The sequence below is a fragment of the Candidatus Ancaeobacter aquaticus genome (assembly GCA_030765405.1).
Lineage (GTDB): Bacteria > Auribacterota > Ancaeobacteria > Ancaeobacterales > Ancaeobacteraceae > Ancaeobacter > Ancaeobacter aquaticus.
Genome location: JAVCCP010000007.1, coordinates 67,232 through 80,645, shown reverse-complemented (window position 1 = coordinate 80,645; position 13,414 = coordinate 67,232). Strand labels below are relative to the sequence as shown.

General features: G+C 38.9%; 9 protein-coding genes. All 9 read right to left on the bottom strand.

Annotated elements, in window-relative coordinates; translation table 11 throughout:
- Positions 1-882, bottom strand: a complete 882-nt coding sequence (gene rsmA / locus P9M13_00965; GenBank protein ID MDP8261858.1) for a 16S rRNA (adenine(1518)-N(6)/adenine(1519)-N(6))-dimethyltransferase RsmA — start codon at positions 880-882, stop codon at positions 1-3.
- A gap of 241 nt (positions 883-1,123) precedes the next feature.
- Positions 1,124-2,158, bottom strand: coding sequence for a 4-hydroxythreonine-4-phosphate dehydrogenase PdxA (pdxA, locus tag P9M13_00960; protein MDP8261857.1), 1,035 nt, complete (start codon positions 2,156-2,158; stop codon positions 1,124-1,126).
- Positions 2,159-2,347: 189 nt separating this feature from the next.
- Entirely contained in the window at positions 2,348-3,310 is a 963-nt protein-coding gene (locus P9M13_00955; GenBank protein MDP8261856.1) for a peptidylprolyl isomerase, read from the bottom strand.
- Between the two features lie 27 nt (positions 3,311-3,337).
- Entirely contained in the window at positions 3,338-4,219 is an 882-nt protein-coding gene (locus P9M13_00950) for a peptidylprolyl isomerase (protein ID MDP8261855.1), read from the bottom strand.
- Between the two features lie 122 nt (positions 4,220-4,341).
- Complete coding sequence (gene mfd / locus P9M13_00945) at positions 4,342-7,605, bottom strand: transcription-repair coupling factor (GenBank protein ID MDP8261854.1); 3,264 nt, start codon at positions 7,603-7,605, stop codon at positions 4,342-4,344.
- A 155-nt stretch (positions 7,606-7,760) separates the two neighbouring features.
- Entirely contained in the window at positions 7,761-8,687 is a 927-nt protein-coding gene (gene mdh, locus P9M13_00940; protein MDP8261853.1) for a malate dehydrogenase, read from the bottom strand.
- 88 nt (positions 8,688-8,775) lie between these two features.
- A complete protein-coding gene (gene icd, locus P9M13_00935) occupies positions 8,776-10,017 on the bottom strand; it encodes an isocitrate dehydrogenase (NADP(+)) (GenBank protein ID MDP8261852.1) in 1,242 nt (413 codons plus the stop codon).
- Between the two features lie 182 nt (positions 10,018-10,199).
- Positions 10,200-12,140, bottom strand: coding sequence for an aconitate hydratase (locus P9M13_00930; protein ID MDP8261851.1), 1,941 nt, complete (start codon positions 12,138-12,140; stop codon positions 10,200-10,202).
- A gap of 101 nt (positions 12,141-12,241) precedes the next feature.
- The gene (locus P9M13_00925; GenBank protein MDP8261850.1) at positions 12,242-13,405 is read right to left on the bottom strand and encodes a pyridoxal phosphate-dependent aminotransferase; all 1,164 of its coding nucleotides are present in this window, start codon (positions 13,403-13,405) and stop codon (positions 12,242-12,244) included.
- Positions 13,406-13,414: the final 9 nt, after the last annotated feature.

The window sequence follows — 13,414 nt, the reverse complement described above, 5'->3', positions numbered from 1 at the left end:
TTATTCCTGGTTCTTTTTCTTCTGCTGCACTATTTTTTCAATCGTACTGGTTAATTGGGCGTATTCATGAATTGAAATTGTTTCAGGTCTTCTCATATAATCGATTGCGCATATATCAAGCGCACAATATAAATCATTTTTATCTATTTCTTTTAATGGCAACAGGGTAATAGTATTTTTGATAATTTTTCTTCTTTGAGAAAAACAAGCTTTTACGAGCATAAAGAGTAGATCTTTATCACACGCAACAGGCGGCGTTTTATACACATCAAACTTCACTACCGCGCTATCAACCTTTGGAACAGGATAGAACGCGCCTTTCTTTATTTTTCTTACAATTCTTGGTTGTGAAAAATACTGAGAAATCACCGAAAGAATACCATAGTCTTTTGTTCCGGGATCAGCAATTATTCGTTTTGCCACTTCTTCCTGCATAGTGAGAACCATCACATCAAGGGGTATCTCTGACTCAAGAAAGTGCATTATAATCGGTGTTGTAATATAGTATGGGACATTAGCAACAACTTTGATGTGTTTTAACCCTTTACAATATTCTGTTCGGACCAACGCCTTAAGATCAACCTTAAGAATATCCTGTTGCAATAACAGTAGGTTTTTCGAATCTTTTAAATGTATATGAAGTATCTCTGAGAGCTTTTTATCTATTTCAATAGCAACAACCTTTGCCCTACTATTCATAAGGCGTTCGGTAAGTGTCCCCAGGCCCGGCCCCACTTCAATCACAAGGTCGGTTGGTAAAATATCAGCACATAAAACTATATCTTCGAGAATACGTTTATCAGTCAGAAAATTCTGTCCCCACCTTTTTCTGAGATGAATGCCACTTTCTGAAAGGACTTCCTTTATTTCTTTGATGTTCATTGTATTTTCTCCTTAGGGGGTGAGAAATAATAATATCCCCAATTTGGCTGAGTCAATTTTGGAGCGAAACAAGGAACGAAGAGTGCCGCGTATCCCCTGCGATACGCAAGCGATAAGTGACACAGTTACAGCCCAAAAGCGACCAGCCCCTTCGGGGAGGCTCAGATTTAGCCATATGCTTCGTTGCTCCTCCTTGACGTACCGCGGAGGGTACGCCAGCGTCGTCACGCCTTGCATATGGCTAAATCTGAGCCTCCAAATTAGGGATATTATTATTTCTCACCCCCTTACGATCAAACATGTGTACAGCAAGCTTTATTGCTTCCGTTATGCTTCTTGGGTCAGCTATACCCTTACCGGCAATTGAAAAAGCTGTTCCGTGATCAGGCGATGTACGGATAAATGGCAACCCTACGGTTAGATTAACCCCTTCATCAAAAGCGATCATCTTAAATGGAATCAAACCCTGATCATGATAGAGTGCAACAACACAATCAAACTCATTGTTTTGCGCCCTGTAAAAGACAGTGTCGGAAGGTAATGGACCAAGAACATCAATACCTTGAGATCGCGCTTTCAAAATAGCAGGCGTAACAATATCTCTCTCTTCGGTACCTAAGACACTGTTTTCCCCTGCGTGCGGATTGAGACCGCATACTGCAATCGTTGGTTTTTCAACACCTAATAACCGAGTTGCACGATGAGCATGCTGCACAGTTTCACAAATCGTTTTTTCATCTAGTAAAGAAAATATCTTTTTTAATGGCACATGGATCGTGGCAAGAATAACCCTTAATCCCCCACCAACAAACATCATGCGATACGAAGTTGTTTTAGTGAGGAATGCCAAAAACTCAGTATGCCCAAGAAAAGTATATCCTGCCATATCCAGCGCTTCTTTACATACCGGAGCAGTAACTATAGCATCAATTTTACCACTTTGTGCTTCGCGTACAGCACATTCAACCGCAGTAAACGCCGCTTTTCCCCATTGGAAATCAGGCTTTCCACACACAACATCTTCAGGGTTAATTGACCCTGTACGGAACAAGTATACATTTCCCTTACAAACTGTATCCCGTTTAATATCAGTTAAGACTGTATACCTAAAATCATCCTTCAACAATTGTGCGGTATAATCAAAAATCTCACTAGATCCAAAAAGCACCGGGATACACACACCATGCCACCACATATCACGAAGTGTTTTAATGATAATTTCCGGTCCAATACCGGAAACGTCCCCCATAGTAATACCGATAATTGGAATTTTCATATTGTGCTCCACATATGATAATGATATTACAAATTGATAAAAAATTCTACATAAGGTTCTAGGTGATAAGTGCTCGGTTCTAGAAAAAGAAATGTAAATCACTGTGACGATAACTTGTTATGGGATTGGAATGATGATTCTCATTACTTTTTTCGAGATACGAGATGCGAGGAACGAACGACGAGTTTGTTATTCCATTACTTTTATGAATGCTTTTTTACGTAAATCGTCAACATATTCAGCTTTGAGCTTTTCAATCTTTACCTGAAACAATTCTCTTTCAACATCTTTTGAAACTTCTTGAAAGGGTATTTGTCGAGCACTGCGGCGCGCTTTGAGGTACAGAATATGATAACCAACATTAGTACGGATAATTTCGCTGATTTCACCTGCATTCATACTGAAGGCAGCCTCTTCAATTTCTTTCATCATACTGCCACGAGGGAAATAACCCATGTCTCCGCCTTTTTCAGCATTCGGCCCTTCAGAATATTGCTTTGCAAGCACTTCAAAGTCACCGCCATTCTTGATTTCCCGCAAAATATTATTAATCTTATCCCATGCCTTATCACTACCTTCATCATCTTTATCAGTATGCTTAATGAGAATATTACATAGATTTATCATCTCACCCTCACGAAATTGTTCTGTGTGTTTTTTATAGAATTCATTAACATCGTGTGGAGATACGATCGCTTTGTGCGCTAACTCGCGTTGGACAAGACTTCGCATAAGCAACTGTTCTCTGATATTTTTTTTCAGAATATCAACAGACATGCCATCAGCCTCTAGTGCTGAATAAAAAACCTCTTCACTTGGAAACCGCTCTTTTATACTATCTATTCTTTCCTCGATGAGATCTTCATCAACAGTCAGTTTTTTCGTTTTTGCTGCCTGAACAAGTAACTTATTGTTTATCAACTGCTTCAATACTTCATTGCGTGCGCGGATCATCTTATCGACTAGCTCATCACTTTGATATGTCTTCTCATATTGCGCATAAATGGGGTTAAGAACTTTCTTGAGTTCATTAAAGGTAACAATCTCATCGTTCACAATAGCAACAATCTGGTCAACAACCTCTGCATACGCGAAACAACATACATTAAGTGCTATTCCTACCAGAACAATATATTGAGCAAACCTTTTCATAAAAAACAACCTATTTTCCCTTTTCTATTATTTAAGCTCTTGTATTACATTATTGTTTATTTTAATTTCAGCTTTATTTTTCAAGCGTTCTATCAAGTCTTTGAACTGCGCAGCCTGTTTTTCCTGCATGAGTTTCTGCTCTATTTCTTTTTTTACTTCTGCAAATTCACGAGCTTGAGGAGCTTTCTTATCAACGCACTTTATTATATGAAAACCAAATTGTGTTTTAACAATACCAGATACTTCTCCAGGAGCAAGAGAAAATGCGGCATTTTCAAACTCTGGGATCATCCGTCCACGTCCAAAATACCCTAGATCCCCACCCTTAAGCCTACTGGGATCAATAGACATTTCCTTTGCTACTACAGCAAAGTCTTCGTTGTTTTTTATTCTTTTCATGGCTGCATGAGCATCCTTTTCATCTTTCACTAATACGTGTGCGGCCCGGACCTGTTCTGGTATATTGAATTCTTCCTTATGTTTTTTATGATATTCTTTAAGATCTTTATCAGTAATTTTTATCTTTTCGACAACTTCAATTTGGATATATCGCTGCACCAGAATTTGTTTTACAAGGTTTTTGAGTGATTCTTTAACTTGCGGATCATTTTCCAAATCCATTCTCTCTGCAGCTTGGAACAAGAGCTCCTGAGTAATCATATCATTTATAACTTTAGCTTTTTGATTCAGTATAGCTTGCTTATAATTAGGAGGAACTTTCCCCACAAGAGCCTGGAAATCTCCTACGGTTATTTCCTTATTATTCACTGAGGCAATAACACTATCAGGTTTAAGCGTTTGTACTTGGTTACTTGTTGCTGTGTCTTTTTTATTCTCTTGAGAATATCCATATACCGATACAGTAAATACACTCATAACCACTATTATAGATAGAAAACATTTTTTCATAATTCTCCTTTCATAAAGTAATAATTCTGCGGATTATAACAAACAAAAATACCTTGTGCAACTTATAATGAAACTGAAAAGTCAGTCACTAATTTTCACCTATCAAACATAAAGACGCATCTTTACGTAATAGTGTTCACTATTTTTAACACTTCCTCAACTATCCCCTCTTGACGCGTAGCGGTTATACGTGCATGGTGCCCATTAAAAAGCACTACTTCGTTATTGCGCTTTATGACACATTTACCCTGTTTTACTTCAATATAATGTATATTTTTTGAGCGAGCAATTATTTTAAGCATAGAAGTATCCATAAAAAGCGCGACCTCTTTTGGAAGAGGCCCGAATCTATCATTAAGTTCAGCATGTATTTCATTGATCTCAGCAACTTTTTCGCAGGACGCGATACGTTTATAAAGATTAATACGTATAGACTCATCTCCTATATATGAAAGCGGAAGATATGGCCGCATGCCTAATTTTAGAACGACTTCTTTTTCTGACATCCCCGCGCTGTCACCGCGTTGTCGAACAATATTTTGTTTTAATAACCGACAATACAGATCAAAACCGACTGCGGTAATATACCCATGCTGTTCCTTGCCCAAAATATTGCCCGCACCACGTATTTCAAGATCTTTCATTGCAAGCTTAAAACCCGACCCCATACCGCTAAATTCAGTTAATGCCCGCAATCGTTTTTTTGCCGCAGAGAGTAACAGTGCGTTTGGAGGAAACAAGAGATATGCATATGCACGCACATTATACCGCCCCACTCTGCCGCGCAACTGGTAGAGCTCTGAAAGGCCAAACATGTCCGCCCTCTCGATTATGATCGTATTGGCATTCGGGATATCAAGCCCTGATTCAATAATGGTCGTACAAACCAGCACATCAATTTTACCATTAACAAATAAATGCATTATTTCTGCGAGCTCGTCTTCATCCATTTGCCCGTGTGCAACTGTTATACGTGCTTCGGGAACAAGTTTTTGCAGGCGTTCTTTCACCCGGTTAATGGTTTTTACCCTATTATGCACATAAAACACCTGTCCCTCACGTGCAAGCTCATGAACAATCGCTTTTCTTATAACCGTTTCATGATATTCAATAATATACGTCTCTATTGGAAGTCTGTTTTCGGGAGGAGTATTAATCGCACTCATTTCTTTAACACCAAGAAATGACATATAGAGTGTCCGTGGTATTGGTGTAGCTGTAAGCGTTAATACATCAATAAGTTTTCGTAACTGCTTCAGCTTTTCTTTATGACGCACACCAAAGCGCTGCTCCTCATCAACAATCACTAGTCCAATATTTTTAAACGCTACATCTTTTTGCAATAAACGATGCGTGCCAATTACTATATCAACGGTACCTGCACTCAGCTCATTTACAATATTCGCCTGCTCACGTTTAGATCGAAATCGTGAAAGCATCTCAATTTTTATGGGATAATCCTGCATACGCTCACAAAATGTTCTAAAATGCTGATCGGCAAGAATGGTCGTTGGGACAAGCACCGCTACCTGGCGGTTATCCATCACACATTTGAAGGCCGCACGGATAGCAACTTCTGTTTTCCCGTAGCCAACATCACCACATATGAGCCGATCCATCGGTTTTCGTGATTCCATGTCTCGTTTAACTTCATCGATTGTACGCATTTGATCAGTTGTCTCTTCATATATAAATGCGCTTTCAAATTCTCTCATCCATGAATTATCCTTTGAAAAAGGCGTTCCCTCCAATATCTCTCTAGCCGCTTGCACATCAAGGAGATCTGCCGCAATACCTGCAGTCACGATTTGGACTCTTTTTTTAACCTGTTTCCACCGGCTCGATCCAAGTTTATCCAGCGTGGGTCTTTTCCCGACACCGATATACCGTTCAACAAGGTTTATATTTTCAATAGGGACATACACATATGCTTTTTCAGCATATTCAAGGGCCATAAACTCCTGCATTATCCCGTCTTTTTCTATCATCTGAAGCCCTTTGTATTTTCCAATGCCATAATTAATATGAACAACATAGTCACCGTTTTTTATTTCAGTCAGTTCTGCAATAGGATTAACACCCTTGAATTTTTTCTGAATTGATCGCACTTTGTATCGATTAAAAATATCCTGATCAGCAATAAGCGCGATTTTACACTCGGGAAAAATAAAACCTGTATGCAGTCTCCCCAAAACAATCGGTATTTTTTTTAACTTTTCATATCCTTTCTCATCTATAATCTCAGTATAACGATCTTTTTCCCCAGCATTATTACATACTATGCATATCTTATATTTCTTATCAACTAAGCGCTCAATTTCACCAAGCACGGTATCTTGTTTATCCTCAAATAGCATTTTTCTTTCAGCAGCATCACTATCACATGCCGATACTTCTGAAAACGGGACTGTTGTTTTTTCTGAAAGAGATTCCGCTCTTTTGACGTTATAGTGAACTTTTGACACTTGTTTGAACTCAGGTGAACTTTGCTCAAATAAATTAAAAAAAACTTTTTGATACTCTGCAACCCCTCCATAAAAATTATCAAATGGTATATATAATGAATTAGTTTTAAAATCATCATAGAATTGAGCTGTATTTCTTTTCAGTTCGAACAGCTCATCAAAAACAATAAGAGGTTTATCAGACAGTTCACTGATATACTCAACCAAAGTCGCATTTCCTTCTTCAATACATTCTTTTTCTTTGCACGGTACAATAACGATATGATCAATAGATTCCGTAGATTTTTGTGTGTAGGCATCAAAAACTCGTATTGATTCAATCGTATCTCCAAAAAATTCTATTCTGTATGGATCATCTTCAAGAATTGAATACACATCTATAACACCGCCCCGAACTGAAAAATCACCTTTTTTTTCAATCATCGGTGTAGGCTCATATCCGAGATCTACAAGTTTTTTGCACAACTCATCGCGAGAGATAGACATCTGTGGTTTTATTTCTATACGAGATACATCAAGGACTGCACGCCCAACGACATGTTGACTGATCGAATGTGATGTTGCTATAACAACAGGCAGAAACTCTTGTGGTTCAAGTAACGTCTCCAAAACTTTTAGCCGTTCAGATGTTATCTCAATTTGTGGATGAACACCCTGCCCGGGAATAAAATCAAGTGCAGGGAACGAATAGACCGGTCGATCTAAAAACAGTTTACAGTTTTCAGCGGCAGTATCCTGTTCTTTTGGACCTTTTACTATATAGAGAATAGGTTTTTGAAACTCACGAACAATCGTTGCTATAATGCACTCTTTTAGTGATGCTTCACACCCGGTAACAAGAACATCTTTCCCTTGATGTAACACGTTCAGCGTCTCAATAAAAGATTCAGATTCTTTAAATCTTTTATGTATATGGATCATCTTTATCTCTTATGTATATTGTATAGTGTATATACCATTAACTATCACGTTCTCGTCGTGTTCACTACTGCCAATATAATACTATAATAAACACATAAGTAGTTAAAGAAAGAAAGGATATAAAAATATGTGAATGGGGATTCACGGGCTGGTATTTACGAAATTGTTTCTATCAACTCTTTTACCGATAATGCGGATTGCGCGAGCGCGGCATTTTCCTCATCAGACAGATCAAGTTCGATAATTTTCTCAACACCGTTTTTGCCCAATATGACGGGCACACCTAAAAAGCTGTCTGTAACACCATACTCGCCTTTTAAAAATACTGAACAGGGCAATGTTTTCTTTTTGTCATATAGTATAGCCTCAGCCATTTCAATAGCAGCACATGATGGTGCATAATAGGCGCTACCCGTTTTAAGCAGGTTTACTATCTCGATACCTCCTTTACGGGTCCTCTCCACGAGAGCACTCAACTTTTCTTCAGACAGCATTGTTCTAATGGGAATTCCGGCAATATTTGTGTAACTCAGAAGAGGAACCATGGTATCTCCATGACCACCTAATACCATAGCATGTACGTTTTCTACCGACACATTAAGTTCTTCGGCAATAAATGATCTAAAACGCGCCGTGTCAAGAATGCCTGCCATCCCAATCACTTTATCTCTACTAAAACCACTTTCTTTTAGAGCAACATGTGCCATAGCATCAAGCGGATTAGATACAATAATAAGTATTGCCTCAGGAGAATATTGAGCTATTTCTTTCGTTACACTTTTCATTATATTCGCGTTTGTTTTTAACAGATCATCACGACTCATCCCGGGTTTGCGCGGCAGACCAGCAGTAATAATGACAATATCAGAATCTTTGGTCACACTATAATTATTTGATCCGGTAACCTTGAGATCAACTCCTACAATCGGTAACGATTCTGCCATATCAAGTGCCTTGCCTTGCGGAATTCCTTCTGCAATATCAATAAGCACAACATCGCCAAGATTCTTGGTTATAGCCCAATGAGCACATGTCGCACCAACATTTCCCGCACCAACAATACTTATTTTATTTCGTTTCATTGCTACTCCTTGTGTATAGCGTTTAGTGTACAGCGTATAGTTTAATATTTTTTATTGAGTAAAACCTAAACGCTAAACGCTACGCGCGTTACATATTCCCTATTATCTCATCTGCATATTCAGAACATTTCGCTAATGTGGCACGATCCATATGTCGTGCAAAATCATAGGTAACAATCTTTTTTTGGATCGTTTTTGCAAGCGCTTTATCGATCAATTCTGCCGCTTCATCCCACCCCATATGTTCAAACATCATAATGCCTGATAATATAAGACTACTTGGGTTAACTTTATCCTGACCGGCATATTTTGGCGCCGTACCGTGTGTCGCCTCAAATACCGCTGCTGTATCACCAATATTAGCACCCGGTGCAACGCCGAGACCGCCAACCTGTGCCGCCAATGCGTCAGACATGTAATCACCGTTAAGATTAGGCATAGCAAGGACACTAAACATTTCTGGTCTCATAAGCACCTGTTGGAACATATTGTCAGCAATTCTATCTTTAATGAGCACTTTACCTTCAGGCACAGTGCCACGGTAATGTTCATACACTTCAGATTCAGAAATGGTTTCCTCTCTAAACTCCTCACGGGCAACTTCATACCCCCATTCCTTAAAAGCACCTTCCGTAAACTTCATAATATTTCCCTTATGCACAAGTGTAACACTATCTCTTTTGTGGTGTATCGCGTGTTCTATCGCTTTTCTGATAAGCTTTTTTGACGCGTATTCACTCATAGGCTTAATGCCAATACCAGAATCTTCTCTAATGGAACAACCCATCTCAGTATTAAGAAAATTAATAACTTTTTTAACCTCTTCAGTCCCAATCTTCCACTCTAATCCTGCGTACACATCTTCAGTATTTTCTCTAAATATTATCATGTCAACATTTTTAGGATTCTTCATTGGAGATGGAACCCCAGGGTAGTATTTCACCGGACGTATACACGCATATAAGTTTAGTTGTTGCCGCAAAGCAACATTAACGCTCCTAAAACCTCCACCTATCGGAGTTGTGAGCGGACCTTTAATAGCAACAACATATTCTCTAATATCATTGACTGTTTCTTCCGGCAGCCAGCTTCCATAATATTTATTAGCTTTTTCACCGGCAAAAATTTCTTTCCAAATAATCTTTCGTTCACTGTTATAGGCAATTTCAACAGCACTTTCGAATACACGTACCGCTGCACTCCAAATATCTGGACCAGTGCCATCCCCATCAATATAGGGAATAATCGGATGATCAGGAACCTTAAGTCCTCCGTCTTTTTGAATAATAATCTTTTTACCTTTTTTGATTTTTGAATTTGTTGATTGCATAGCTAAACCCTTTTTCTCGTTTTTTTATTTAACCCAATAATCTAGTAAAAACAGTCATTAGAACAACTAACAACATTTGTAAATTCCAATTACCAATTTCCAAGTAAATATCTTCTAAAACCAAGAACTACAGACCTTGTTATAATTCATGGTTTAACGATTCACGATTCACGAACCACGAATCACGAGTTACGAGATCCCATATATGCCAGAATCCCGCCTGATAACAAAACGTTTCTTTCTCTTTCAGAAATATCGCACTTCACGTAAAAACGTTTCTTATGTGCCAACTCAACAGTTATCTTCACGCCGTCCTTTAACTCTTTTTGAATGTTTGGAAACGATAAGGCTTCGCCTTTTTTAATAGTTTTATATATTGGTCCATTCTCAAAAGTAAGAGGAAGAATACCAAAATTTATAAGGTTTGCTTTGTGAATACGGGCAAAAGAAAGGGCAATCACTACTTTTACTCCGAGATACATTGGGCAAAGTGCAGCATGCTCACGGCTTGATCCCTGTCCGTAATTATTTCCACCAATAATAATACCAGCTATGCCTTTTGATTTAACACTCAATGCATTTTGCGAAAAATCTTTATCGACTGATTGATATACAAATTCAGACAATTTAGGAACATTTGACCGATACGGTAATACCTTTGCACCTGCAGGACAAATATGATCAGTAGTAATGTTATCTCCCACATGTAAAAGAACCTCACCCTTAAATGACCTCGGCAATGTACCGCATTTTGGAAGTGTTGCAATATTCGGGCCTTTCACAACCTTTACTGTCTTCGGTTTCTTTGACGGAGAAATGATCATTGAGTCATCTATAAGAAATTGTTTCGGCATAACAATACGAGAAGATTTTCCTAGTTTTCTCGGATCAGTGATTACGCCTTTTATTGCAGATGCTACCGCAACCTCAGGTGATACTAAATATATATCTGCACTCGGGGTTCCACTTCTCCCCTCAAAGTTGCGATTAAACGTTCTGAGAGAAACTGCTTTCGTTTGTGGGGACTGCCCCATACCAATACAGGGACCGCACGCAACTTCTAACACACGGGCACCAGCCTGAACAATATCAAGAAGTGCACCATTACGCGAGATCATCTCTAATACCTGACGTGACCCGGGGGCGATACCAAAACTCACCTGGTCGCTAATTTTCTTATTCTTCAGCATAGAGCTAACAGTCATAAGATCTTTATATGATGAATTTGTACAGCTGCCAACCAATACTTGATCTACTTTCATTCCCTCAATATCTTTTACAGAACAAACCCTATCCGGCATATGCGGTTGTGCGGCTAAAGGAACAAGTTTTGTTAAATCAATTTCAATTACTTCATCATACTCGGCATTTTTGTCGGCACAAATATTTTCCCACAAATGTTCGCGATTTTGTGCTTTTAAGAACTTTAGTGTTTGGCTATCACTAGAGAAAATTGATGTTGTAGCACCTAATTCTGCACCCATATTTGTGATAGTTGCACGTTCAGGAACCGTTAGAGTTTTTACTCCTTCTCCCGTATATTCAAAAATACGCCCAACACCGCCTTTTACCGATAAACGTCTTAAGAGCTCTAAAATAATATCTTTCGCAGAAACCCATGGCCGTAATTTTCCTTTTAATTTGACTCCTACAACAACAGGCATAGCAACGTTAAACGGTGCACCAGCCATTGCACAAGCAACATCAATACCACCTGCTCCAATAGCGATCATACCTAGCCCACCACCCGTAGGTGTATGGCTGTCTGAACCTAATAATGTCTGGCCGGGAATCCCGAATCGCTCGAGATGAACTTGATGGCAAATACCGTTACCTGCCTTTGATAGATATATTCCATATTTTGATGCAAACGTTTGGAGAAACAAATGGTCATCTGCATTTTCAAAGCCTGTTTGCAATGTATTGTGGTCTATGTAGCTTACCGATAACTTTGTTTTAACACGTTCAATCCCCATTACCTCAAATTCAAGATAGGCCATTGTCCCTGTCGCGTCTTGAGTGAGTGTTTGGTCAATCTTTAGTGCGATTGACTGGCCGGGAGATATGTTTTTTATATCGCCAGTGGCACTATGTGAAGATAGTATTTTTCTTGTAACATTCATACCCATAAGTATCCCTCAAAAATAAATGCCAGAAACCTGACAAAAAATAAGCGCTCTAAACACTGAACGTCTTTTTTACCGGCACCTGGCATCATAATATTTTATATAGATTCCAGATATTTCTCTATACGATCAAGGCCTTTTTCAATGTTCTCCATTGATGTTGCAAACGATAAGCGAATATTTTCATCCCGGCCAAACGCAACACCGGGAACTACCGCTACATGTACACTATCTAAAAGCTCACCGGCGATCTCAGTTGACGTTTTACCCGTCTTGGCAATATTGGGAAATGTGTAAAAAGCCCCAAGAGGCGTTACACACGATAAATTTTTCATATTCTCAAACCGGCCCATCATATAATCTCTACGCTTTTTAAATTCTGTTACCTTATTTGTTATGCAAGACTGATCACCCATTAACGCTTCTACCGCACCATATTGCGCAAACGACGTTGGATTAGAAGTGCTGTGACTCTGCAAGTTACTTACCGCTTTAGCGATTTCAACCGGCGCAGCAATATATCCTATGCGCCAACCAGTCATTGAATACGTTTTTGATACTCCGTTTACGATCACAAGTAAATCTTTTATCTTCTGCCCATACGAAGAAATGCTGGCATAAACATTATCTTCATATATGATCTTGTCATATATTTCATCAGAAATAACATATATATTCTTTTCAATCGCAAAATCGGCAATTTTCATGAGTTCTTCTTTAGTGTATACCGATCCGGTCGGATTTGACGGGCTGTTTAATATGAGGGCTCTTGTTCTTGGGGTGATGGCTTTTTCCAATTGTTCTACCGTTACTTTGAACTCAGCATCCTCAGAACCGTCTACAAAAACAGGAACTGCTCCCGCCATTTTGACCATTTCCGGGTAGCTCAACCAATACGGGGATGGAATGAGAACCTCATCACCAGTATCACACAATACAAAAAAAACATTGAAAAGCGAATGTTTTGCGCCACAAGAAATAATAATTTGGTTTTGCTCGTAGGAAAACCCGTTATCACGTTCAATCTTTTTTATTACAGCATCTTTGAGTTCGGGAATACCGCTTGCAGCGGTATACTTGGTGAAACCTGCATCAAGCGATTTCTTTGCCGCGTCTTTAATATGTATCGGCGTGTCAAAATCAGGTTCACCTGCTCCGAAACCTATAACATCAACACCTTCTTTTTTCATCATTTTGGCTTTATTTGAAATAGCCAGTGTTTGTGATGGCGATACATCTGATATGCGTTGTGAGAGTCTCATAAACTTTCC